Origin of the sequence: Pseudonocardia sp. D17 (genome assembly GCF_036984265.1) — a bacterium.
GTDB classification, from domain to species: domain Bacteria; phylum Actinomycetota; class Actinomycetes; order Mycobacteriales; family Pseudonocardiaceae; genus Pseudonocardia; species Pseudonocardia benzenivorans.
The window spans coordinates 128,342-151,484 of sequence record NZ_BPRG01000141.1 but is presented as its reverse complement, the minus strand read 5'-3'; the positions used below and the strand labels follow the sequence as shown (position 1 = coordinate 151,484).

Genomic DNA, 23,143 nt, shown 5'->3' with positions numbered 1-23,143 from the left:
CACCCGTGCCGCGGCCAGCGCCCCGCGTTCGACCGTGTCGACCCATCCGTCGCCGACGATCGGGTGCAGTGCGCGGCCGCGGACGTAGTCGTCGAAGGCCTGTGCGGTCGTCCAGCGTGGGGTGAACCCGAACTCCGTCCGCATCCTGCTGGTGTCCACGACTCGCCCGAAGTTCAGGAAGCGCATCTGCTCCGGGGAGAAGTCGACGATGCGCGCCGACCGGAACAGCTTGCCCACCGGTCCCACCGCGGGCGACGGCACCGGCAGCGGCAGCCGACCCGCACGCCGGATGGCCTGCGAGAGCAGCAGCACCCCGTCGGCGGCGACGTTGAACACGCCCGGCAGCTGCTCGGTGGCGGCTCGCTGCAGGACGGTCAGCGCGTCCTCCTCGTGGAGGAGCTGGACGCGCGCGTCGTACCCCAGGACGGTCGGGATGACCGGCAGGGCGAAGTACCGGGTCAGGACGGTGTCGATCCGCGGGCCGATGAAGTTCGCGAACCGCAGGACCGTGACGCCGACGTCGGGACGGCGGCGGGCGAACCCGCGCAGGTAGCCCTCGATCTCGGCGGCGTCCTTGCCGTAGCCGCCCGAGGACATCTCCTTGGGCGTCATGGCCTCGTCGAACAACGCGGGGTCGCGGGAACTGGAGCCGTAGACGGCCGTCGTCGACTTGAGGACGACACGGGTCACCGACGCCGCCTTCTGGCACGCCGCGAGCAGCTGCATCGTCCCGATGACGTTCATCTCCTTCATCGCCGTCCGGCCGCCGGACCGGGCGGGACCGGCCGAGACCGACGCGTGCACGACGGTGTCGACAGAGGCGTTGGAGATGACCTTGGCGATCAACGGGTTGCGGATGTCCGCGCGGACGAACTCGGCGCGGCCCATGCGGCGCAACAGATCCCGGGGCGGCGGGACCGTGTCCACGCCCAGCACCCGGTCGATCGAGGAGTCGGCGGCGAGGCGGGCGGCCAGATGCCCACCCAGGAACCCGCTCACACCGGTGACCAGGACGACGGAAGGAGCCACGGGGCCTCACAGAAGGGCGTCGGAGAGCCCCGATGCTAGCCCTCCCGGCCGAGCTCGGGGGCCGGTGCAGGAAAAGGCTGTGTGACGTCCGGGGCCGCAGGATCGGCGCGGCGGCGCGCCGTGGTCGTGGCCGGGTGCGGACGGTCGTGCGGCGGACCGGGGGCCGGTCGCCCGGGTGCGGGCGACCGGCCGGCGGTCACTTGCCGAGCTTGCGACGCTGGACGCGGGTCTTGCGCAGCAGCTTGCGGTGCTTCTTCTTCGACATACGCTTGCGGCGCTTCTTGATGACCGAGCCCATACGGGTTCCTTCCATGATGTGACGTGCGGGGTGCACAGCGCGGCGCGGGTCCGCGAGGCGCGGCGTACCGGAGCACGCCGACATCGTGACGGTCCGGACGAAACCGGGGCCGACGACGCTGATCGGCCATGCTACCTGCCGCCCACGGGCCGCCCCCTGCCCGGGCGCGGCCCCGGGACTCAGCCCGCGTCGAAGTACGCGCTGCGCAGGTACTCCTCGACGGCCCTCTTGGGCACGCGGAACGACCTGCCCACCCGTGCGGCCGGGAGCTCCCCGCCGTGCACGAGCCGGTACACGGTCATCTTCGACACGCGCATCATGGCAGCGACCTCGGCGACGGTCAGGAACTGCACCTGGGCCAGGTTGAGCTGCTCGGGCTGCTCGGACGGCATCCGAACACCGCCTTCCGCTCTCGCACCGTCCGTGGAGGGGACGATGTTCACCCGTGAGGATAGCGGTGCCGTTGTGACTGGCCCGACAGGGATGCCACCCGGGCGTGGGCCCGCGGCGGCACGTCAGGGTGCCCCCCGTCCGCCGATCGGGTCAACGTGCCTGCACCGAGCGTCCCAGCTCCACCGAACGGTCGCGGGCGGCCTCGATCGCGGCGATGAGCGCGGCCCGCACACCGTGGCGTTCGAGCTCGCGGATCGCGGCGATCGTCGTCCCCGCGGGCGAGGTCACGGCCTCGCGCAGCAGCACCGGGTGGTCGTCGGACTCACGCATCATCGACGCCGCCCCGTAGGCGGACTGCACGATGAGATCCGCCGCGACCGCACGCGGCAGCCCGAGCAGGATGCCGGCGTCGATCATCGCCTCGACCAGGAAGAAGAAGTAGGCGGGCCCCGATCCCGACAGCGCCGTGACGGCGTCCTGCTGCGACTCGGGCACCTGCACGACGCGGCCCACCGCGGCCAGCATGTCGACGACGGTCCCGACGTGCTCGGCGGTCGCGTGCGCGCCGGGCGACACCGCGCTCATCGCCTCGCCGACCAGCATCGGGGTGTTGGGCATGACGCGCACGACCGGTGTCCCGTCGGGCAGACCGCCCTCGAACAGGGCCGTCGGCAGACCGGCGCACAGCGAGACCACGAGCGTCCCCGGCCGGATGGCACCCTTGAGCTCACCGAGGACCGGCGCGATGTCCTGTGGCTTCACCGCCACGACGACGACGTCGGCCGCCGCCGCGGCCCCTGCCACGTCGGCAGACGCGATGCCCAGCCGCTCCGTCAGCTCGGCGGCGCGCTCGGCGTGGCGCTCGGTGAACACCAGCTCCGACGCCGGTCGGCCGCTCGCCAGCAGTCCGGAGAGCAACGCCTCGCCGATCTTCCCGGCCCCGAGCACAGCGATCCGTGTCATGGCCGGAACGGTAGCCGGGCCCCGCCCGGGCCCGCCGCCGGATTCCCGTACCGCCGCCCACCCGAGCCCGCCGTACCCGAGCCCGCCGCCCCACCCGAGCGCAACCTCACTGCTCCGCCGCGCCCGGAACGGGACCATCGGATTGCGCCCGGCTCTTCGCGCGCAACCTCACCGCTCTCCCGGGCCGCCGCGACGACCGTCAGGTTGCGCCCGGTTCGTCGGCCGCACCCTCAGCGCTCCGCACGCCCATGGCACGGCCCTCGGGACTGCGCGCCGTCCGTCGGCCGCAACCTCACCGCTCCCCCGCGCCCGCGACGCGACGCTCAGGTTGCGCCCGGGCTCGTCGGGCGCAAATGCACTCCCCCGGGCCGCCGCCGGCACCACACCGCGGACAGGCGCGGCCGGCCCCGGGTCAGCGTGGGAGCGGGGCCAGGGCGAGCTGGCGGGCCTGGCAGATCAGCCGGCCGGACTCGTCGACGACGGAGGCGTCCTCGTCGAACCAGGTGCCCGCGACGGTGTGCGACGTCGACGCGCACCGCAGCCATCCCGGCGACGGCCGGCCGCGCAGCAACGCCGTGAGCTGCACGGTCGGCGCCCAGCCGACGGTGCCGCCGAGGTTGAACACGGTCGGCGGCAGGATGTCCCCGGCGAGCAGGGCGAACAGGACGTCGGGTTCCTCGCCGCGGGGCCGCACCCAGCCGCGCATCGTGGCGTCGCCGGTCTCGCCCTTGGCGAAGGGCATGTCGGCGGGGTCGAAGCGCATCTCGCACGCCTTGGCCAGCGTCCGGCCGGGACCGCGGTGGTCGCGGCTCGGGTCGGCGGCCGTGGCGGTCGGCAGCGCGGGCATGTCGGGCAGGCCCGCGGTCCAACGCGGCGGGTCGTCGGGCAGCCGGCCCGTCGTCACCGACGCCGCCAGCATCGGGCGGCCGTCCTGCAGCAGCCGGGCGTGGCACACCGAGGCGGTCCGGCCGAGTTTGACGACGTCGGTGTGGATCTCGACGGGCCCCGGGTCCGGGGCCCGCAGGAAGTCCGCGGCGACGACGAGCGGCTCGGCGGGCGGGCCGTCGGCACCGCCCTCGGCACGGGCCTCGTCGACCCGGTGCAGGACGGTCCGCGTCAGCAGGGCCAGCATGAGCCCGCCGTGCACCTTGCCGCCCGCCGCGTTCCACAGCGTGCCCAGCACGGCCCGGTAGAGGTCCCGGCCGGCGGGCTCGACCACGAGCGCGTCGGAGAACGGTCGCGTCCCGGTCTCGGCAGCCGCGGTCATCGCCTGCCCGCCAGTGCGCGCAGGAAGAAGGCCACGTTGGCGGGCCGCTCCGCGAGTCGTCGCATGAGATAGCCGTACCACTGCGTCCCGTACGGCACGTACACGCGCACGGTGTGACCTTCGTCCACCAGGCGGCGCTGCTCGTCGGGCCGCACGCCGTACAGCAGCTGGAACTCGGCCGTCGCGGGGTCGCGGCCGGTCGCGCGCAGCCGGTCGGTCAGGACGCGGACCAGCACGGGGTCGTGCGTCGCGAACATGGGGTAGCCGGCGCCGTCGAGCAGGGTGCCGGCGCACCGGGCGAAGCTCGCCCGCACCGAGTCCGCGGTCCGGTAGGCGACCGACTCGGGCTCGGCGTAGGCGCCCTTGCACAGCCGCACCCGCGACCCCGGGCCGGCGAGGGTCCCGCAATCGGCCTCGGTCCGCCGCAGCTGGGCCTGCAGGACCGCGCCGACCCACGGCCACGTCTCCCGCAGCTTCGCGACGACGCGCAGTGTCGAGTCGGTCGTCGTGTGGTCCTCGGCGTCGACCGTGACGGTGGTCCCGGCGTCGGCCGCGACCGCGCAGATCGCGGCGGCGTGCTCGTACGCGACGGCCTCCCCACCGGCGCCCAGGCCCTGCCCCAGCGCGCTGAGCTTGACGCTGACCTCGACCCGGTCGGCCAGCCCGGCGGCGGCGACGGCCTCGAGGACCTCGCGGTAGGCATCGACGGCACGGCCCGCCTCCGCCGCGTCGGTGACGTCCTCACCGAGGTGGTCGAGGCTGACGGCGCAGCCGGCGTCGACGAGGGTCCGCGCGACGCGCAGCGCGTCGGCCGTCGTCTCGCCGGCGACGAACCGGTCGACGACGGCGCGGGTGGGGGGCGCCGCGGCGATCGTCGAACGCAGCCGATCGCTGCGGGCGGCGGCGAGGATCGCCGAGCGCAACGGGTTCACGCCGTCACCGTAGGCCCGGTGCCCGACGGCGTGCCGCAGCGCCGGGCGGGTGTCAGCCGCCCGTGGGGGCCGGCCGGGCGGCGGCCCGGTCCGGACGTCGTGCCGTCGGCTGCAGGTGCAGCCGGGCGAAGAGCAGGGACTCCGCGAGCATCGCGACGCGGTCGTGCCGGGTGCGGCAGCGCCGGGTGCTCACCTCGACGACGACCGTCCCGCCCGCCTCGGCGAACCCGCCCGTCACGAGCCGTTCGCACACCTCGGCGCAGGGCTGCCCGCCGCGGCCGGGCACGAGGTGCTCGTCGCGGGCCGCGCCGCTGCCGTCGGCGAGGTGCAGGTGGACCAGGCCTGCGCCCATCCGGTCGAGCAGCGCGAGCGCGTCGGCGCCCGCCGCGGCCGTGTGCGAGAGGTCGAGCGTGTAGTGGGCGTGGCCGGTGTCGGTCGGGTCGAACCCGGGGGCGTACGGCACGGTGCGCAGGCCCCCGCGCACCACCGGGTACATGTTCTCGACGGCCAGCCGCACCCCGCTGGTCTCGCCCGCGCGGGCGACCTCGTCGGCGAACTGCTCGGCGTAGCGGCGCTGCCACCGGAACGGCGGGTGCACGACGACGGTGCGCGCCCCCAGCTCCTGCGCCGCGGCGACGGAGCGGCGGAGCCGGACGAACGGGTCGGCGTCCCAGACCCGCTGGCTGACGGCGAGGCAGGGGGCGTGCACCGCGGTCACGCCCGCACCGTGCCGGTCGACGAGCCGCCGCACGGCCGTGACGTCCTGGCTGACCCGGTCGGACCACACCATGAGCTCGATACCGTCGTAACCCAGCGTCGCCGCGATCTCGAAGGCCGCCGCGGCGGGCTCCGGGTAGACCGACGCCGACGAGAGCGCGACCGGCGGACCCTGCACCTCGATCACACCTGTTGCCGGGCCAGCACGAGGATCGCCGGGGACACGGTCAGCAGCAGGCCGACGAGGACCGCGAAGATCGTCGTCTTCAGGTCGTCGTCGCGCAGCATGGCGCGCACGGCCAGCACGAGGCCGACGGTGACCAGGACCGCCGCGGCCAGCGCCACGACGGGCAGGTGCATCCACAGGAACGCGAACCCGACCCAGAGGCCGGCGCCGACGACCGCGCCGCCGATCCACTGGGCGATGACCGCCGCCCAGGTCTGCGGGGCGGCCTCGACGGGTTCGTCGTCGAGCTCCTCGTCCTCGGCGTCGCCGGCGTCCAGGCCCGCGGGCCGGTCCCGCCCCGGCCGCCGCGGCGTCCGCATGGCCGAGGTGGGCTGCTCGGGCGCCCGCAGGGCCGTCGTGGCCTGCGGCGGGTCGTCCTCGTCGGCGGACGCGTCGACGGCCGCGCGGCGACCACCGGCCGGGAGCGCCGTCGTCAGGCCGTCGAGCCCGTCGTCGTGGTCGCTGTCGTCGAGGTCGTCGGGGTCGAACGCGGCGGCCTGGGTCGGCGGACCCCCGTCGGCGCGGGTGTCGTCGATCGGCGGGGCGCCCAGCACCGTCGGCGGTCCGCCGTCGTCCGCGCCGCGGCGGGCGGGGGAACCGGGTCCCGTGCGGGGGGCGTCGATGGGGCCGGTGTCCTCGTCGCGGCGGCCGGGCCGGCGGCGGTCGGGGTCACGGCGGTCCGGGTCACGGCGGTCCGGGTCACGGCGGTCCGGGTCACGGCGGTCCGGGCGGTCCACGCGCGGCATCTGCTGCGTCGCACGGTCGGGGACCCAGGGCGTGCGCTGCTCGTCGGGACGGCGCGCGGCGGGGGCGTAGGCGTCCACCCCGGCCGTGCGGGGCGGCGGGGTCGGGCGGGCGGGCGGCGCACCGGCGGGGCCGCTCTGGGGAGCGCGGCCGGGCTCGGGGCCCCATGCCTCGGGAGCGGTCGGGGGAGGCGCCGGGGCGGCAGGCGGGGCGAGCGAGGCGGGCCGGACCTCGGGGACGGTCGGGGGAGCCGGCGGGGTGAGCGACGCGGGCCGGACCTCGGGGACGGTCGCGGCGCCCGCGATCGGCGGCCGGCGCACCGGTGGCCGCTCGGGAGCGGCGCGCTCGGCCGCCCGGGCGGGACGGTCGATGCCCTGCGCTCCCCGGTAGCCGGCGAGCCGCGCGGCGCCGGGCGACGGCGGGGCGCCGGACCGGCCGGCCGGCGGTGCGACGGTGTCGGTCGGGTAGCGCTCGGCGGCAGGGGTGCGCGGGGCGCCGCGCTCGTCGGGAGCGGCGCCGTCACCCGGGTCGTCCGCCTCGCGACGACGGCGTCGCCTGCCGGTCGTGGAGCCTGCGTTCTCCGCGAGCAGCTCCGCGACCGTGCGCTGACGCGGGTGATCGGTGTCTGAGCTCATCCGGTACACCGTGCCCCGAACGGCGTCAAGCCTCCAAGCTCTCGTGGCGAGTCGTGCGCCGAACGGTCTGTCTGAGCCGATCCATCGAGCGTGTCGAGCCTCCGCAGGATGACCCCCTCACGCAGCGCCCACGGACATATCTGGAGGGTGTCGATCTTCAGCGCCCGCATCGCGGCCTCGGCGACGATCGCCCCCGCCGCCAGCTGACGCGACCGGCCGGGGCTCACGCCCTCCAGCTCCGCGATGTCCTCGCTCGACATCCGGCTGACGAACGAGACGAGCTGACGCAGCGCCGCGTGGGTCAGCTCCCGGTGGGCGCGGGGCCCCGCCGAGTAGGGCACGGCACCGGTGAGCCGCGCGAGCGAGCGGAACGTCTTCGACGTGCCGACGGCGAGGTCCGGCGCACCGGCGCCGAGGAAGCGGTCGGCGACGGCCGCGAGATCGGCGTCGATCTTCTCCCGCAGGACGGCGATCTCCGCGCGGGTGGGCGGGTCGGCCTCGAAGAAGTCGCGCGTGAGCCGCCCCGCACCCAACGGCAGCGACGCCGCCGTCGACGGGTGCTCGTCGCGACCCGACGCGAGCTCCAGCGACCCGCCACCGATGTCGAGCACGGTCAGCCGCCCCGCCGACCAGCCGAACCACCGCCGGACCGCGAGGAACGTGTAGCGGGCCTCGTCCTCGCCGGGGAGCACCTCGAGCGCGACGCCCGTCTGCTCACGGACCCGCGCGAGCACCGCCGCCGAGTTCGTGGCGTCGCGCAGTGCCGACGTCGCGAACGCGAGCAGGTCGTCGCAGCTCGCGTCGGTGGCCGCAGCGCGGGCCTGCTCGACGACGCGGACGAGCGCGTCGGCACCCGGCCCGCCCAGCGAGCCGTCCGGCTCCAGGTGCTCGGCGAGGCGGAGCGCGTTCTTCTCCGACGTCATCGGCGTCGGGTGGCCGCCGCGGTGCGCGTCGACCACGAGCAGATGGACGGTGTTGGAACCGACGTCGAGCACTCCCAGTCGCACGCGAGCAGGCTAAGGCTCGAGACCCGCCGGGAACCGGATCGTGACCGGTCTCCCGTGTGAGGTCACCCGACAGTGGACCGACCGGGACGAATCAGGCATCGAACTTGTACCCGAGGCCGCGGACGGTGATGAGGTGCCGCGGCACCGACGGATCGACCTCCACCTTCGACCGCAGCCGCTTCACGTGGACGTCGAGGGTCTTGGTGTCGCCGACGTAGTCCGCGCCCCACACCCGGTCGATCAGCTGGCCGCGCGTCAGCACCCGGCCGACGTTGCGCAGCAGGTACTCGAGCAGGTCGAACTCCTTGAGCGGGAGCGGGACGTCCGCCCCGCCGACGCTGACGACGTGCCGGTCGACGTCCATCCGGACCGGCCCGGCCTCCAGGACACCGCCGCCGCCCTCGGCCTCGGCGCCGCCCTCGCCGCCGCGGCGCAGCACCGCGCGGATCCGGGCGATGAGCTCACGGGCCGAGTACGGCTTCGTGACGTAGTCGTCGGCGCCCAGCTCCAGGCCGACGACCTTGTCGATCTCGCTGTCGCGCGCGGTCACCATGATCACGGGCACGGCGGAACGGGAACGCAGCGAGCGGCAGACGTCGGTGCCGCTCATGCCGGGCAGCATCAGGTCGAGCAGGACGATGTCGGCGCCGTTGCGGTCGAACTCCTCGAGCGCGGACTGCCCCGTCGTCGCGACGGCGGCGGTGAACCCCTCCTTGCGGAGCAGGAAGGCCAGCGGGTCGGCGAAGGACTCCTCGTCCTCCACGATGAGCACCCTGGTCATGTCATCCTCCAGCTCTCCCGGCGAGTTCCGCCGGGTCGGGCAGGTCGGTGGTCGCGGCGGTCGGGACTGCCGTCGGTCCGGCGCTGTCCCGCGGGGAGCCGCTCGAGCCCGCGGGTGCGGGCAGCCGCATGGTGAAGGTGGAACCCGTGCCGGGCCTCGACCACAGCGAGACCCCGCCGCCGTGGTTGGCCAGCACGTGCTTGACGATCGCCAGGCCGAGGCCGGTGCCGCCCGTCGCACGCGAGCGGGCCGGGTCGACCCGGAAGAACCGCTCGAAGACGCGCTGCTGGTGTTCGGGGGCGATACCGATGCCGCGGTCGGTCACCGCGATCTCGACGACGCCACCGGCGAGCCGGCGCGACACCGAGACCGACGCGTGCGGCGGCGAGTAGGCGATCGCGTTCTCGACCAGGTTGGACAGGGCCGTGACGAGCAGCGTCCGGTCGCCGTCGACCTGCAGACCCGAGTCGTCGTCGACGACGATCTCGATGTCCGACGACTCCGCCGACAGCCGACAGCGAGCCAGCGCCTCGCGCACGACGTCGTCGACGTCGACCTCGGCGAGCTCGGGCAGTCGCTCGGCCCCGGTGAGCCGCGACAGCGCGATCAGCTCGGTGACGAGGTTCCCGAGCCGGGTGGACTCGTTGAGGATCTTGGTGCTGAACCGGCGGACCTCGACGGGGTCGTCCGCCGCGTCGAGCACGGCCTCGGCCAGCAGCGCGACGGCGCCGACGGGCGTCTTCAGCTCGTGGCTGACGTTGGCGACGAAGTCTCGCCGGGTGCTCTCCAGACGGACGGCCTCCGAGGTGTCGGCGGCCTCGACCAGGGTGAACCCGTCGGCGAGCGGCCGGATCGTCGCGAGCACGGCCTCCGGGCGGCGGCCGCGGTGATCGAGCGGGGAGAGGTCGACGGCCTGCACCGTCCCGTCACGCAGCACCCGCTCGCAGACCACCCACGCCCGGGGATCGACCCGGCCCTCGGCGACGACGCCCAACGTCACGGCCTGGGCGTTCGACATCACGACGTCGCCGTGCCGGGACAGCACCGCGAGCCCCGTCCCGCTCGACGTGAAGGCGCGGCGGAGCAGCTCGGCCAACGTCGGCCCCGCATCCGGCTGCGGAGCCGGCGCGGGGGCGACGGACCGGCGGCCCCACCAGAAGCCGCCGGCCACACCGAGCAGGAGGGCCGCGGCAGCCGGCAGCGCGTACGCCAGCGCAGTCACGGCCGCATCGTATGCAGGAAGAACACTGTCAGGGCCAGCCCGAAGGGCCCGTCGTGACCCTCCCGACCCTCCACGGCGCGACATTTCCGCCGCCGTTCACCGGCCGTTCACCCTTCCGCGGGTCGAACGTCCGGGTGACGCCGCGGGGCTCAGCGCCCCTGGTTGGCGACGGCCGCGATCGCGTCCTCGGCCGCGGCGGCGTCGAGGTAGGTACCGCCGGGGTTGGTCGGGCGCAGGTCGTCGTCGAGGTCGTAGCGCAGCGGGATGCCCGTCGGGATGTTGAGCCCGACGATGTCGTCGTCGGAGATCCCGTCGAGGTGCTTGACGAGCGCGCGCAACGAGTTGCCGTGCGCGGTGACCAGCACGACCTTTCCCGCGCGTAGATCGGGGACGATCGCCTCCTCCCAGTACGGCAGGAAGCGCGCGACGACGTCGGCCAGGCACTCGGTGCGCGGCATGTCCGCACCCAGGTCGGCGTAGCGGACGTCGCCGTCCTGGCCGAACTCGTCGCCCTCCGGGATCGGCGGCGGCGGGACGTCGTAGGAGCGGCGCCACTGCATGAACTGCGCCTCGCCGAACTCGGCGAGGGTGGCCTTCTTGTCCTTGCCCTGAAGGGCGCCGTAGTGGCGCTCGTTGAGCCGCCAGCTGCGTCGCACCGGGATCCAGTAGCGGCCCGAGGTGTCGAGCGCGAGGTTGGCCGTGGAGATGGCCCGTCGCAGCAGCGACGTGTGCAGCACGTCCGGGAGCAGTCCCGCCTCGGCCAGCAGCTCGCCGCCGCGGCGGGCCTCGTCCTCACCCAGGGGGGACAGCGGGACGTCGACCCAGCCGGTGAACAGGTTCTCGGCGTTCCACACGCTCTGCCCGTGACGGAGCAGCACCAGGGTTCCCATGCCGGACAGCTTGCCAGCCCGTCGTGATGGTCCTAGCGGCCGAGGGCGGCGTCACGCGAGACGTCGGGCACGCCCTGCGCCCTCTGGAGGGCTCCGCGCAGGGGGCCGGCACCCGGCGCCGCGGCCAGCCGACCCAGCGCAGCCGTGCAGACCTCGGTCAACGCGCGCACCTGGTCGCGGGTGAGCTGGTCGAACAGGTTCTGCCGGACGCACTCGACGTGCCCGGGCGCCGCCGCCACCAGTACCTCCTGGCCCGCCGCGGTGAGCTCGGCGAACGTGGACCGACGGTCGTCGGGACAGGGCCGGCGACGGACCCAGCCGCGGGCCTCGAGCCGCGACACCGCGTGCGAGAGCCGGCTCTGCGAGCTCTGCGTGATGTCCGCGAGGTCGCTCATGCGCAGCGCCCGACCCGGCGTCTCCGAGAGCATCGCCAGGATCTGGTAGTAGGCGTGCGGCATGCCGGCGTCGCGCTGCAGCTGCCGGTCGAGCGCGGACTCCAGCAGCGAGACCGTCGCGAGCAGGGACCGCCAGGCCGCGTACTCCTCGGCGTCCAGCCAGCGTGCTTCGTCCGCGTCACCCATGCTTGCACTGTAGCGGAAAAACTTGAGCTTTCATCTTTCTCTCGTACTGTGGTTGAATATTGAACGTAAGAACTGTCGACCCACGGAGCCCGTCATGCCGGTCCAGCGCCTCAACCACGCCGTCCTCTACGTCCGCGACGTCGCCCGGAGCGTGGCGTTCTACCGCGAGGCCCTCGGCTTCCGGGTGAAGGTCGAGATGCCGGGCCGCGCGGCGTTCCTCCAGGCGGAGGGCTCGTCCAACGACCACGACCTCGGCCTGTTCGCCATCGGCAGCGCCGCCGGCGCCTCGCAGGCCGGGCAGGCGACCGTGGGGCTCTACCACCTCGCCTGGGAGGTCGACACCCTCGCCGAGCTCGACCGCATCGCCGGCGTGCTGCGCGAGCGCGGCTCCCTCGTCGGGGCCTCGGACCACGGCACCACCAAGGCCCTCTACGCCCACGACCCCGACGGTCTCGAGTTCGAGGTCAGCTGGCTCGTCCCCGCCGAGCTCCTCCCTGCCGACGTCGAGATCACCACTCGCCCCCTCGACCTCGCCGCCGAGATCGAGCGCTACGGCGCCCAGACCCAGGGCGGCATCGGCGTCTCGGTCCCCGTCGCGCCCTGACCGTCCCGCGTCTCGGTCGTCGACTGCCCCTCCGGGGTGACCACGGCCCGCGCTCCGGACGGCCACCGGGTGCTCGCCCTGCGGCGGGGTGCTCGCCCCGACCCCGGGTGCTCGCCCGGACACCGGATGCGATCTGGCGGTCGGGTGTGCTGTCCGGGCGCCTGGCGCTCACCCGGCGCTGCGGCTGATCGGCCCCTGCTGCAGGCCCCGGGCCGCAGGTCGCCGGCCGAGGGTGATCAGCCGCGGGGTGATCGTCGAACGAGGGACCTGAGCGCATGCAAGTGCGCCCATGCCCCGCGGCCGGCGATCACCCGGTTCGACACCACGCCCTGCGAGCACCACAGCGAACAGTCCTGCCTCGCCGCACCCGGGCGACTCCACGACGAGTGATCACCGCGCGAGGGACCTGAGCGCATCCTCGTGCGCCCATGCCCCGCGATCGGCGATCACCGGTCGGCACCCACTCCGCGCCACGGCAGCGAGCGCACCCGCCGCGCCGCGCCATCCCGCCGGGCCGCGCCACCCCGCCGCACGCGACCCCTGATGATCCCCACACGCGGGACCTGAGCGCGCCCAGCTGCGCCCACGTCCCACGATTGACGATCAGCCGGTCTCGGCGTCCGAGCCGGCAGGCCCGCCCGCGGCCGGGGCCGGTCCGGCGTCCGATCGCCTCGCCCGGACTCGTCGTGACCGCAGCACGCGGCGGCCGCCCCACCCGAGCAGGACGAGCACCGCGACCACGGGCAGCAGCGGCAGGAGGAACCCGGCCGTCGCGGCCAGCGCCGAGCCGATCCCCCGCAACCATTCCCAGCCGGTACCGAGCCCCGCGCCGAAACCGGGTCCCGGATCGGCGGCGGGAGCCGTACCCCGCGGGACGAGCGCGACGTCGATCGTCGCCAGGTCGGTGCTCGTACGCAGCGCGGCGAGGCGGCGCTCCAGCGCGTCGAGGTCGGCGTGGCGCCGGGTCAGCTCCGACTCGATCGACATGATCTCCGAGACCGAGTCCGCCTGCGCCAGCAGCGCCCGGACGCGGTCGACGCTCGCCCGCATGCTCGCGACCCGCGCGTCGGTGTCGACGAGCTGGTCGGTGACGTCGCGCGCCGTCGTCGACCGGTCCGTCACGGTGCCCAGCCCGCCGATCCGGTTCAGGAACGCGTCGAGGCCGGCCGAGGGGACCTTCACGACGAGATCGGACCGCCCGCTCGCCGACCGCTCGTTCGCCGCGTAGCCACCCGCGGACGAGGCCTCGGCACGGACGTCGGCGGCCGCGACCGCCGGGTCGGCGACCTCGACGCGGACCGTCGCCGAACGGACCACCGCGCGGTCGGGCCCGATCGCGGTCTGCGCGGGGTCGGCCCCCGGGGCGACAGCCCGCGCACCGCTGTCCGAGCTCTCCGACGGCGCGGCCGGCGCGACACTCCCTTCCGCCGCACCGCCCGTCGCCGGTGCGGCGTACCCGGTTGACGATCCCCGCTCGCCGCTCGCACCGGACGAGGTCGTCGCGACGATCATCGCCGCGAGCAGCACCCCCAGCACGAGCGCCGCGAGCACGACGCCCGCGACCCGAAACGCCGTACGCCGGCGCGCACGCCCGCGCGACGACGGTGCCGCCGGGGGTGGTGGCGCCGTCGGGGGTGGCGGTGTACGCACGGGCGGCGCCTGCGGAACCGGGGTCTCGGTCGTCGTCATCTCGTCTCCCCTCGAGGAGAGGTGACCCTCTCCGCGGAGAGGACGGAACGGACACCGGGAACGGTTGGCCGAGCCGCCCCGCAAATCTCACGTCGTCGCCAACCCGCGGACAGCGCGGAGGTTCCCCCGCCCTCGGCCGCAACCTCACTGTCCCGCCCGGCCGCGGGACCAACCCTCAGGTTGCGCCCGGAACCCCGGCCGCCCCTCGGCCCGACGCCGACCGAACCCGCTCCCCCGCACACCGCTGATGGCCCTGACGGTGCGCCACGGCCCACACCGCAACTCACCGGCGAGCCAGCCCGACTCTCGGGGTGCGCCCCACCCTCGGCCGCAACCTCACTGTCGCGCCCAACCCCGACACCGACCCCCAGGTTGCGCCGCCCGGAACCTCGGCTGCCCTCGGTCGACGCCGGCCGACTCGCGTCCTCCCGCACACCGCGGACGGCTCTGACGCTGATCTGGACCACGCCGCAACCTCACCGTGGAGGCGAGCCACCGGACCGACCCTCAGGTTGCGCTCGGGACACCGGCGCCGACCGAGCCACGACCCGGCGTCCCCGGCGCACCGCTCCACGACGGCAACCGCACCGGCGCACCCGGGGGCGGAACCGGCCGCCCGACCCGCGCGCCGGCTCGACCGAAGGGCGCGGCCGTCGCGGTGTCGGCGGTCAGGTGAAGAGGTGCTCGAAGGCGCGGAGGTTGGCCAGGGACTCGCCACGCTCGGTCCGCCAGGCGTACTCCTTGCGGATCGAGGACGCGAAGCCCAGCTCCAGGAGGGTGTTGAAGTCGCCGTCGGCGGCCTCGAGGACCTGGCCGAGGATGCGGTCGAGCTCCGCGGAGGTCACGGCGTCGAGCGAGGCCCGTCCGATCAGGTGGATGTCGCCGATGCGGTCGAGCGCGTAGTGCACACCGTAGAGCCGCGCGTTGCGTTGCAACAGGAAACGGTAGACACCCTCGTGGTTCTCGTCAGGCTGACGACAGACGAAGGCCTGCACGAACAGGGTGTGCTCGCGCACGACGAGCCAGCACGGCGTCTGCAGCCGGTTGGTGCCGGGGAGGGTGACCAGGTACTCACCGCGGTCGCGCCGGGTGTGCTCGACATCGAGGTCCCGCAGCGCGGCCTCGATCACGACGACGGGATCGCTCATGGAGATCGGGTCCCCCGCTCAGCTCTCGCCCACACGCGCGAGACCGTCGCGCACCCGGGCGAGTGTCGCGGCGTCGAGTGTCCGGCCGCCGCCGACCGCCGCGGGGCTGCGCCGGACGGCGAACTCCGCGCCGGCCTCGGCGTAGGTGGCGAGCAGCGCCTCGGTCGTCCGGTCCCAGGAGAACCGGTTGGCGTGTGCGACCGCTCCCGCGGCCAGCCATTCGCGGCGCGCGCGGTCGAGCGCGACGGCGGCGAGGGCGTCGGCCCACCGGGCGGGGTCGTGGCCCCCGACGAGCAGCCCGGACCGGCCGTCGTCGACGGCGACGGGCAGCCCGCCCACGGCGGCCGCGACGACGGGCGTCGCACACGCCTGCGCCTCCAGCGCCACCAGCCCGAAGGACTCGTTGTGGCTGGGCACGGCGACGACGTCGGCGGCGCGGTAGACCTGCACCAGCTCGCGACCGTTCTGCGGGGGCAGGAAGCGCAGCACGTCGTCGAGGCCGAGCGCGGTGCCCAGCTCCTGCAGCGCGCGCGGTTCGGCCAGCCCGCTGCCCGAGGGCCCGCCCGCGACGAGCACGACGAGACGTTCCCGCAGCGCCGGGTCGCGGCGCAGCAGTTCGGCCGCGGCGCGCAGCAGCACGTCGGGTGCCTTGAGCGGCTGGATGCGTCCGACGAAGGCGAGGACGACGGCATCGGGCGGCAGCCCGAGGCGGGACCGGGCGATCGCGGCGGACCCGGGCGTGAACCGGTCGAGGTCCACGCCGGGCGGGATCGTGACGGTCCGCAGCGGATCGGCGTCGTAGAGGTCGAGCAGCTGCCGGGTCTCGATGTCGGTGTTGGTGATGAGCCGGTCGGCCTCGGCGACCACCTGGTCCTCGCCGATCACGCGGACCATCGGCTCGGGCGGGTCACCGTCGGCGAGAGCGGCGTTCTTGACCTTGGCGAGGGTGTGCGCGCTGTGCACGAGGGGGACGCCCCAGCGGTCGCGCGCGAGCCAACCCACCTGACCGGAAAGCCAGTAGTGGGAGTGGATCGTGTCGTACCAGCCGGGCTCGTGGCGGGCCTCGGCGCGCATGACGCCGGAGGCGAACGCGCACAGCTGGCCGGGCAGGTCGTTCTTGCCCAGCCCCTCGTACGGCCCCGCGGCGAGGTGCCGGACGAGCACACCGGGAGCCATCTCGACGACCGGCGGCAGCTCCGACGACGTGGCCCGGGTGAAGATCTCGACGGCCACACCACGTCGGGCCATGCGCTGGGCGGTCTGCACGATGTAGACGTTCATCCCGCCGGCGTCGCCGGTCCCGGGCTGCTCCAGCGGCGAGGTGTGGACCGACAGGACGCACACCCGACGCGGCGGGCGCGCGGGTCGCGGTCCGCCGTGGCGATCGCTCACGAGTTCTTCCTAGCACGCACGCCCGCGGTCCACCCACCGTGCGGCAGGGGCGCCCGCTCGGTCGCGAGCAGCCCGACGAGTGCCCGGAGCGGATCGCTCGCGTGCCATCGTCCGGCCCCGTCGGGCCAGGCTGCGACGGTGCGCCTGCCCAGGTCCGGACGGCGTAGCGCGACGGCGAGCTCGTCGTGCAGCACCAGGTCGCCGGGCGGAACGGGGACCCCGAGTGTGTGGCACGCCACCACGACATCGGGCATTGCGGACCAGGCCACGAGCCGCCCCGCGTCCGGTTCGACCGTCGCGTCCACATAGTCCGATGCGAGCGGCAGGTCGAGCAGCTCGGCGAGCACCGCCGGGTCGCCGCCGGCGACGACCTCGGCGGCGGGCAGCACGGCGGCGAGCCAGGGCGCGTCGAGGACGACGACGTCGTCGACGGGTACGACGCTGGCGTCGAGCACCCGCACCCGCTGCGGGGGCTCGACCGCGGCCGGGTCGACCCGGCCGTCGGCGACGGCATCGGCGAGGGCCTCGTAGGCGGCGAGGACGGTCGCGGGGTCGGGGGCCCGGGACGGGTCGGCGAGGCGCTCGAGCAGGTCGTGGGCGGCCTCGGGGTCGTCGACCGTGAGCCCCGCCCGGACGCCGACGGCCCGCAGCACCGCGTCGTCGACACCGGGCGCGGGCGCCGGGGCGTACAGCGCGGCGAGGTCGGACGCCGTCGCCAGCCTCCAGTGCCCGGGTGGGCGCCCGCCGAGCAGGACGTTGGCACGCAGCCACCAACGAACGTAGCCGTCGGCGAGCACGGCGGCCCGGCTCTCGCGGTCGGCGCCGAGCAGGGCGAGCGCGGCGGGCCAGGCGTCGTCGTCGACGAGGTCGAGGTCGCGCAGGCCGACGAACCGCACGGGTGGCGCGTCCAGGCCGTCCCACCAGACGTCCGCGTCATGCAGGTCGTGGTCGGGGCCGAGGGGCTCGTCGTCGACGACGAGCCCGAACCCGTCCAGCACACCGGCCGCGACGAGCGCCGCGCGCGGGAACCGGGCGGCGACGTCGGCGTCGAGCACACCGACGGGTGCGTCCGGCGCGAGCAGCGGCCGGATCGCGGCGTCGGGCAGGACGAGCTCGTCGGCGCGGGCGGGGTCGCCGTGCTCGTCGGGCAGGGCGAGTGCGCCCAGCCGGGGCCCGGCGTCGGTCAACGCGAGCAGCCCCAGCACCGCGGCGGCCAGGGGCGCGGTGTCCAACCCGGCCTCGGCGTCGTCGACGGACCGTTCGACGGCCTCGCGCAACGCGGGCACCTCGAGCAGCGACGCCGGCTCGGCCGCGACGGCGCCGAGGCGTTCCAGCAGCGGGTGCACGGCGGCCGGGTCGGCCAGGTGCAGGCCGGGGACGTCGAGCCCGGCGAGCAGCTCGGCGGTCTCGGCGACCGGGAGCAGCACGGTCGCCGGCCCGGCGACGACCCGGCCGTCGGCGAGCGGGACGGGCAGCGCGCGCAGCTCGTCGAGCAGGCCCGGGACGAGGTCGACAGCGGGCTCGATCGCCGCGTACACCGAACGCCACCACTCGCCGGGTCGCTCGGTGCCGAGCAGCCGGTCGGCCAGCTCGGCAGGGCCGACGCGGCGCAGCCCCAGCTCGTCGAGCACCCCGGCCGGGACACCGCGCACCGCGTCGGGATCGACGAGCGGGAGGTCGAGCAGCGCGGCGAGGGCCCCGGAGCCGGGCAGGTCGAGCCACTGCGCGCGGCGGGCGACCAGCGTCCCGCCCGCGGCGGCGGGCAGCCACTGTCCGTCACGCAGGGCGGCGAGGACGGCCTCGCGCAGCGCGGCGTCGGTCGTCGAGCGGGGGAAGCCGGGCGCCGGGACGAGCCCGGCCCGGGCGGCGGGGGCGACGGCGTGGACCAGGCCCAGGTAGGCCGGTCCGGCGGCGGCGAGGATCTGCCGGGTCGCGGCGGTGTCCCGGACGCGGCGACGGTCGGGCTCCAGGGGGACGGTCGCGATCAGCCGCGCGGGCAGCGACAGGCGTTCGTCCGACCGCGTCGGCGCGTGCAGCACCTCGTCCGCGTCCGGCGGCAGCGGCTCGGGCGTGCCGTCGGCGGCCGACGGCAGCGCCCATGTCAGCGCCCACTCCCGACGCCCGCGCTGTTCGACGGCCTGGTCGCCGGCGGCGTCGTCGTCGAACGTGCCCGTGGACCGCACGAGCAGCCAGGACCTGCCGCCGACGCGGACCCGGCCGTCGGCCTCGTCGTCGCGGCGGACCGTCACGTCGCCGACGGTGACCTCGACGAGGTCGGGCAGCCCGAGCAGCAGGTCCGGCGCCTGCGCGGCGGCGTCGGCGAGCAGCGGCCCGGGATCGGCCCCGGACGCCAGCGGGAGCCGCACCTCGGTGTCGTACCCGGCGGGCGGCGGTTCCTCGACGACGGGCCAGGCCAGCCGCAGCACCGGCAGCTGCCCGGCACGCCGGGTCAGCTCCGCGGCCGGCCCGGGCAGCGTGCCGACGGCCGACGCGGTCGCCGACGCCGAGAACCGCACGCCGTGGCCGTCGCCACGGACGATCCGCGGCTCGTGGGAGACGGCGAGCACCGCGGCGAACCCGACGCCGAACCGGCCGACGGAGCCCGTGTCGTCGCGCTTGGCCGACGCGCGCAGCGACGCCAGCGCGGTGACCCCGGCCGCGTCGAGCGGGGCACCGGTGTTCGCGACGCGCAGCTCGTCGGCGACCAGCCTGACGAGCACCCGCCCGGGGATCCCCGCCGTACGGGCCGCGTCGGCGGCGTTCTGCGCCAGCTCGACGAACCAGGCGCCGGCGTACCCGCCGAGGAGCAGGTCCTCCTCGGCGTTGGCGTCCTCCCGGAAGCGGGTCGGGGACGCGGCCCAGGCGTCCAGGACCGCACCGCGCAGGGCCCTCGTCCCGAACGGGTCCGCCCCGACCGGATCCGCCCCGACCGGATCCGCCGCGGCCGGGTCGGTGCTCACCGGGTCGGCGCTCGGGGCGGCACCGACGGGCTCAGCGCTCAGGAGTCGGCCGGCTCGAGCTCGGCGGCGGGGCGCTCCACCGTCTCCAGGTCGACCCCGTCGTCGTAGACGAGGGCGGCGACCTGCACCGGCGACCCCGGCTCGACGACGACGTCGGAGTGCGCGCCACAGCCGTACTCGACGGCCACGACCGCCCCGTCGCCCGGGGAGAACTCGTTGGCGCACACGCCGAACCCACCGCGCAGCGAGCCGGCGAGCGGCACGAAGAAGCCGCAGGTCCCGCACACGCCCGGCGCGGAGCGCGCGATCGGCGCGGACGGCCCGCGCGGACCCTCCTGCCAACGGGCGGCAGCCTCGGTGCGCCCGAACCGGCTCAGCACCCGGGTCCGCCCCAGCCCGACCTCGAGGGCGACCTCCTCGACGGCCGGGTCGTCGGACTCGACGTAGCCGGGGACCAACCGCGCGTCGTCGGGAGGCGAGGGCAGCAGGTCGCCGACCCCGAGGTCGCCGGGACGGACCCGCTCCTGCCACGGCACCCACGTGGGCGCGACCAGCGCATCCGGGCCGGGCAGCATCACGACCTCGCTGACGGTGGCCGTCCCGTCCTCGGCCGAGCCCGCGGCCAGCGTGACGGCCCACCGCCACCCGCGATAGCCGGGCCGCGTCGCGGCGAAGAAGTGGGTGTAGGCGGCGCCGCCGTCCTCGGCGACGCCGCACAGGTGCTCGCCGACCGCGGCCGCGGCCTCGGTCGGGTTCGCGTCGGACCCCGCCTCCTCGACGGCCGCCGCGCGGGCGAGGTCGACGGCGTCGGCCAGCAGGCGCTGCGCCTCGCCGCCGGCGGCGCCCTCGTCGTGCGTCGGTTCGTCGCTCATTCCCGGGATTGTGCCACCCTGGCGGATCGTGATCGTCCGCCGTGCGCTCCTGCTGGTCGCCCTGTTGGCGATGGCGGCGTGCGGAGCGGGCTCGCCGGGGGTGCCGACGCTGCGCCCGCAGGTCCTCGGCGAGCTCCCGCACGACACGTCGGCGTTCACCGAGGGCCTCGAGGTCGCCGGCGGCAGCCTCTACGAGAGCACAGGGCTGGCCGGCCGGTCGCAGCTGCGCGAGCTCGATCCGGCGACGGGTGCGCTGCGCCGCGCGGTGCCGCTGCCGGCGGACTACTTCGGCGAGGGCCTGACGGTCGTCGGCGACCGGATCTGGCAGCTGACCTGGCGCGACGGTGTCGCCCTCGAATGGGACCGGGACTCGTTGCAGCTCCTGCGGCAGGTGCCGATCAGCGGTGAGGGCTGGGGGCTGTGTTCGGACGGGGCACGGCTGGTCCGCTCCGACGGCACCGATCTGCTCCGGTTCCAGGACCCGACGACGTTCGCCGAGACCGGGTCGGTGCGGGTGACGGTCGACGGCGAGCCGCTGCCGCAGATCAACGAGCTGGAGTGCGTGGCCGGGCAGGTCTGGGCCAACGTCTGGCAGACCGACCGGATCGTGCGGATCGACCCGGCCACCGGGGTGGTGACGGCCGTCGTCGACGCGTCGGGGCTGCTCTCCGCGGCGCAGCGACCCGGGACCGACGTGCTCAACGGCATCGCCTCGCTCGGCGGCGACGAGTTCCTGCTGACGGGCAAGTTCTGGCCGGTGATGTTCCGGGTGCGGTTCACCGCTTCGTGAGTGGCACGCAACGGAGGGCCCATGGGCCACAATGGTTGCGTGGCTCGGTCCGGATCCCCGCACGCGCGCGAACCGCGGCGCGGCAAGCGCCGCTCGTGGGCGTCGCCGGACGGAGGGTCCCAGGACGGCACCGGGTCCCAGGGCGGCACCGGATCCCAGGACGGCGCAGGATCCCAGGGCGGCACCGGGTCCCTGGGCGGCACTGGCTCCCAGGGCAACACCGGATCCCAGGGCGGGGCCACGGCCCCGCAGCCGCCGGGCTGGGGTGAGCGGCGGCCGGATGCCCGGCCGGTGCCGCCGCCCTACCAGCCGACGGTCCGCCGCCGGTACCCCTGGCACGACGACCCCGACTACGACCCCGCCGAGTACCACCGCGACCCGACGCCCCCGCAGTCGTGGCGCCCGACGGGACCCGCGTCGGGTGCCGCGCCCGGCGGCCACCCGGCCGGTGACCCGCGCCCCGAGATCGACTGGGCGAGCGAGACGGTCCGGGAACAGCCCCGCCGGCCGGCGCCACCGCAACCCCGGGAGACGCAGGCCCGGGAGACGCAGGCCCGGGACACACAAACCCGGGAGACGCCCCCCGAGACGCCCGCCGAGGACGACGGGCCCACCGAGCCGCAGCGTCCTGCGGGCCCGCGGACCCCGCGGAAGCTGACCGTCACCCGCGTCGCGGCGATGCGCAGCCGGCAGTTCGCCGAGCGGGGCGTGCGCACCTTCCACCGCGCCGCGACGGCCGACGGGGCCGACCGGTCGGGCCTGACCGCCCTGACCTACGCGACGATGATGACCTACGCCGTCGACGCCGCGGTCACCGTCGCGCTGGCCAACACGCTGTTCTTCGCCGCGGCCAGCGCCGAGTCGAAGTCCAACGTCGCGCTCTACCTGGCGATCACGGTGGCGCCGTTCGCGGTCGTCGCGCCCGTCATCGGCCCGCTGCTCGACCGGCTGCAGCGCGGCAGGCGCGCCGCGCTCGCGGTGTCGTTCGCGGGGCGGGCCGTGCTCGCGGTCGTGATGGCGCTCAACTACGAGAACTGGCTGCTCTACCCCGCCGCCCTCGGCACGATGGTGCTCTCGAAGAGCTACATGGTGCTCAAGGCGGCGGTCACCCCGAGAGTCCTGCCCGAGACGATCACGCTCACCACCACGAACTCCCGGTTGACGACGTTCGGCCTGGTCGCGGGTGGTGTCTTCGGCGGCGTCGCGGGTGGCGTGGCGTGGATGTTCGGGTCGTCGGGGGCGCTCTACTACACCGCGGCGCTGGCGGTCGTGGGCGTGTGGCTGTGCGTGCGCATCCCGCGCTGGGTGGAGGTCACCGCCGGCGAGGTCCCCGCCGCCCTGCGCACGACGAGGCGGGGCAAGCGCAGACCGATGGGCCGCGGCGTCGTCACGGCGTTGTGGGGCAACGCCTCGATCCGCATCCTCACCGGCTTCCTGGCCCTGTTCGTGGCGTTCGTCGTCAAGGAACAGACCGAGCACGACCCGTCGAGACAGCTGTTCCTCATCGGCATCGTCGGCGCCGCGGCCGGCATCGGCGGGTTCGTCGGCAACGCGGCGGGGGCGCGGTCGGCGTTCGGGCACGCCGACACGGTCGTGGTCTCCTGCATCGCGGGCGTCGTGTGCTCGACGGTCGTCGCCGCGATCATCCCGGGCATCATGACGGCGGCGATCGTCGGCCTCGTCGGCTCGACGGCCAGCGCCCTGTCCAAGGTGTGCCTCGACGCGGTCGTCCAGCGGGACCTGCCCGAGGAGTCGCGCGCGTCGGCGTTCGGCCGTTCGGAGACGGTGCTGCAGCTGGCGTGGGTGTTCGGCGGCGCGCTCGGGGTGCTGCTGCCGCACTCGACTTTCTGGATCGGCTTCGTCGTGATCTCGGTCGTCGTCGCGCTGGCGGGCATCCAGACGACGATGGTCAGCCGCGGCCGCACGCTCGTCCCCGGGTTGGGGGCCAGGGACCCGCGCGTCGACAGCAGGCCCATGGCCCCGACACCGCGCTGAGGTCCCGT

General features: G+C 75.3%; 21 protein-coding genes. 3 read left to right on the top strand and 18 right to left on the bottom strand.

Translation table 11 applies throughout. The features are described 5' to 3' along the window. From PSD17_RS22290 to PSD17_RS22230, 13 genes are all read right to left on the bottom strand, one after another. On the bottom strand, nucleotides 1-1,029 hold a 1,029-nt coding region (locus PSD17_RS22290; protein ID WP_339124407.1), incomplete at its 3' end, for an NAD-dependent epimerase/dehydratase family protein. 196 nt (nucleotides 1,030-1,225) lie between these two features. Beyond that, nucleotides 1,226-1,327, bottom strand: a complete 102-nt coding sequence (locus PSD17_RS22285; RefSeq protein WP_010241351.1) for a 30S ribosomal protein bS22 — start codon at nucleotides 1,325-1,327, stop codon at nucleotides 1,226-1,228. 179 nt (nucleotides 1,328-1,506) lie between these two features. After that, nucleotides 1,507-1,719, bottom strand: coding sequence for a helix-turn-helix domain-containing protein (locus tag PSD17_RS22280; protein ID WP_013677658.1), 213 nt, complete (start codon nucleotides 1,717-1,719; stop codon nucleotides 1,507-1,509). 151 nt (nucleotides 1,720-1,870) lie between these two features. Continuing rightward, nucleotides 1,871-2,683 (bottom strand): pyrroline-5-carboxylate reductase, encoded by an 813-nt coding sequence (gene proC / locus PSD17_RS22275; RefSeq protein ID WP_013677659.1) that lies wholly within the window; start codon nucleotides 2,681-2,683, stop codon nucleotides 1,871-1,873. Nucleotides 2,684-3,095: 412 nt separating this feature from the next. Next, the gene (locus PSD17_RS22270; RefSeq protein ID WP_339124403.1) at nucleotides 3,096-3,950 is read right to left on the bottom strand and encodes an acyl-CoA thioesterase; all 855 of its coding nucleotides are present in this window, start codon (nucleotides 3,948-3,950) and stop codon (nucleotides 3,096-3,098) included. Then, a complete protein-coding gene (locus PSD17_RS22265; RefSeq protein ID WP_339124401.1) occupies nucleotides 3,947-4,882 on the bottom strand; it encodes a proline dehydrogenase family protein in 936 nt (311 codons plus the stop codon). Before PSD17_RS22265 ends, PSD17_RS22270 begins: the two co-directional genes overlap by 4 nt. Nucleotides 4,883-4,934: 52 nt before the next feature. Next, nucleotides 4,935-5,786: a sugar phosphate isomerase/epimerase family protein gene (locus tag PSD17_RS22260; RefSeq protein ID WP_445261031.1), complete on the bottom strand. Its 852-nt coding sequence runs from the start codon at nucleotides 5,784-5,786 to the stop codon at nucleotides 4,935-4,937. After that, nucleotides 5,783-7,204, bottom strand: a complete 1,422-nt coding sequence (locus PSD17_RS22255; RefSeq protein WP_339124399.1) for a hypothetical protein — start codon at nucleotides 7,202-7,204, stop codon at nucleotides 5,783-5,785. The genes PSD17_RS22260 and PSD17_RS22255 overlap by 4 nt, the downstream gene beginning before the upstream one ends. Then, nucleotides 7,201-8,211 carry a Ppx/GppA phosphatase family protein gene (locus PSD17_RS22250; protein ID WP_083845312.1) on the bottom strand — a complete coding sequence of 337 codons (1,011 nt, stop codon included), beginning with the start codon at nucleotides 8,209-8,211 and terminating at the stop codon, nucleotides 7,201-7,203. Before PSD17_RS22250 ends, PSD17_RS22255 begins: the two co-directional genes overlap by 4 nt. 91 nt (nucleotides 8,212-8,302) lie before the next feature. After that, nucleotides 8,303-8,992, bottom strand: coding sequence for a response regulator transcription factor (locus PSD17_RS22245; protein WP_013677665.1), 690 nt, complete (start codon nucleotides 8,990-8,992; stop codon nucleotides 8,303-8,305). 1 nt (nucleotide 8,993) lies between these two features. Further along, nucleotides 8,994-10,214: a sensor histidine kinase gene (locus tag PSD17_RS22240; RefSeq protein WP_339124398.1), complete on the bottom strand. Its 1,221-nt coding sequence runs from the start codon at nucleotides 10,212-10,214 to the stop codon at nucleotides 8,994-8,996. 149 nt (nucleotides 10,215-10,363) lie between these two features. Further along, on the bottom strand, nucleotides 10,364-11,113 hold the full coding sequence (locus PSD17_RS22235; RefSeq protein WP_041760081.1) for a phosphoglyceromutase: 750 nt from the start codon (nucleotides 11,111-11,113) through the stop codon (nucleotides 10,364-10,366). 23 nt (nucleotides 11,114-11,136) lie between these two features. Further along, nucleotides 11,137-11,685, bottom strand: coding sequence for a MarR family winged helix-turn-helix transcriptional regulator (locus PSD17_RS22230; RefSeq protein ID WP_013677668.1), 549 nt, complete (start codon nucleotides 11,683-11,685; stop codon nucleotides 11,137-11,139). A 94-nt stretch (nucleotides 11,686-11,779) separates the two neighbouring features. On the opposite strand from PSD17_RS22230, the gene PSD17_RS22225 reads away from it, so the two are divergent. Then, a complete protein-coding gene (locus PSD17_RS22225; RefSeq protein WP_013677669.1) occupies nucleotides 11,780-12,289 on the top strand; it encodes a VOC family protein in 510 nt (169 codons plus the stop codon). 603 nt (nucleotides 12,290-12,892) lie between these two features. Here the strand turns inward: PSD17_RS22225 and PSD17_RS22220 are convergent. From PSD17_RS22220 to PSD17_RS22200, 5 genes are all read right to left on the bottom strand, one after another. Next, nucleotides 12,893-13,978, bottom strand: a complete 1,086-nt coding sequence (locus PSD17_RS22220; protein ID WP_339124397.1) for a DUF4349 domain-containing protein — start codon at nucleotides 13,976-13,978, stop codon at nucleotides 12,893-12,895. A gap of 668 nt (nucleotides 13,979-14,646) precedes the next feature. Continuing rightward, nucleotides 14,647-15,126, bottom strand: a complete 480-nt coding sequence (locus PSD17_RS22215; protein ID WP_013677671.1) for a YbjN domain-containing protein — start codon at nucleotides 15,124-15,126, stop codon at nucleotides 14,647-14,649. An 18-nt stretch (nucleotides 15,127-15,144) separates the two neighbouring features. Further along, nucleotides 15,145-16,518, bottom strand: a complete 1,374-nt coding sequence (gene mshA, locus PSD17_RS22210; RefSeq protein WP_013677672.1) for a D-inositol-3-phosphate glycosyltransferase — start codon at nucleotides 16,516-16,518, stop codon at nucleotides 15,145-15,147. Beyond that, nucleotides 16,515-19,478 (bottom strand): sacsin N-terminal ATP-binding-like domain-containing protein, encoded by a 2,964-nt coding sequence (locus PSD17_RS22205; protein ID WP_339124396.1) that lies wholly within the window; start codon nucleotides 19,476-19,478, stop codon nucleotides 16,515-16,517. Before PSD17_RS22205 ends, mshA begins: the two co-directional genes overlap by 4 nt. Before the next feature lie 38 nt (nucleotides 19,479-19,516). Next, nucleotides 19,517-20,350 (bottom strand): DUF3027 domain-containing protein, encoded by an 834-nt coding sequence (locus tag PSD17_RS22200; protein WP_013677674.1) that lies wholly within the window; start codon nucleotides 20,348-20,350, stop codon nucleotides 19,517-19,519. A 28-nt stretch (nucleotides 20,351-20,378) separates the two neighbouring features. Between PSD17_RS22200 and PSD17_RS22195 the strand changes: the two genes are divergently transcribed. Both PSD17_RS22195 and PSD17_RS22190 read left to right on the top strand, forming a co-directional pair. Further along, the gene (locus tag PSD17_RS22195) at nucleotides 20,379-21,140 is read left to right on the top strand and encodes a glutaminyl-peptide cyclotransferase (protein WP_339124394.1); all 762 of its coding nucleotides are present in this window, start codon (nucleotides 20,379-20,381) and stop codon (nucleotides 21,138-21,140) included. A gap of 21 nt (nucleotides 21,141-21,161) precedes the next feature. Then, nucleotides 21,162-23,135, top strand: a complete 1,974-nt coding sequence (locus tag PSD17_RS22190; protein ID WP_339124393.1) for an MFS transporter — start codon at nucleotides 21,162-21,164, stop codon at nucleotides 23,133-23,135. Nucleotides 23,136-23,143: the final 8 nt, after the last annotated feature.

Bases quoted from the DNA above. Each gene is read 5' to 3' on its own strand.
- PSD17_RS22245 (WP_013677665.1), bottom strand. From the start codon at position 8,992: ATGACCAGGGTGCTCATCGTGGAGGACGAGGAGTCCTTCGCCGACCCG.
- PSD17_RS22255 (WP_339124399.1), bottom strand. From the start codon at position 7,204: ATGAGCTCAGACACCGATCACCCGCGTCAGCGCACGGTCGCGGAGCTG.
- PSD17_RS22220 (WP_339124397.1), bottom strand. From the start codon at position 13,978: ATGACGACGACCGAGACCCCGGTTCCGCAGGCGCCGCCCGTGCGTACA.
- PSD17_RS22280 (WP_013677658.1), bottom strand. From the start codon at position 1,719: ATGCCGTCCGAGCAGCCCGAGCAGCTCAACCTGGCCCAGGTGCAGTTC.
- PSD17_RS22285 (WP_010241351.1), bottom strand. From the start codon at position 1,327: ATGGGCTCGGTCATCAAGAAGCGCCGCAAGCGTATGTCGAAGAAGAAG.
- PSD17_RS22215 (WP_013677671.1), bottom strand. From the start codon at position 15,126: ATGAGCGATCCCGTCGTCGTGATCGAGGCCGCGCTGCGGGACCTCGAT.
- PSD17_RS22190 (WP_339124393.1), top strand. From the start codon at position 21,162: ATGGGCCACAATGGTTGCGTGGCTCGGTCCGGATCCCCGCACGCGCGC.
- PSD17_RS22230 (WP_013677668.1), bottom strand. From the start codon at position 11,685: ATGGGTGACGCGGACGAAGCACGCTGGCTGGACGCCGAGGAGTACGCG.
- proC (WP_013677659.1), bottom strand. From the start codon at position 2,683: ATGACACGGATCGCTGTGCTCGGGGCCGGGAAGATCGGCGAGGCGTTG.
- PSD17_RS22270 (WP_339124403.1), bottom strand. From the start codon at position 3,950: ATGACCGCGGCTGCCGAGACCGGGACGCGACCGTTCTCCGACGCGCTC.
- PSD17_RS22200 (WP_013677674.1), bottom strand. From the start codon at position 20,350: ATGAGCGACGAACCGACGCACGACGAGGGCGCCGCCGGCGGCGAGGCG.
- PSD17_RS22225 (WP_013677669.1), top strand. From the start codon at position 11,780: ATGCCGGTCCAGCGCCTCAACCACGCCGTCCTCTACGTCCGCGACGTC.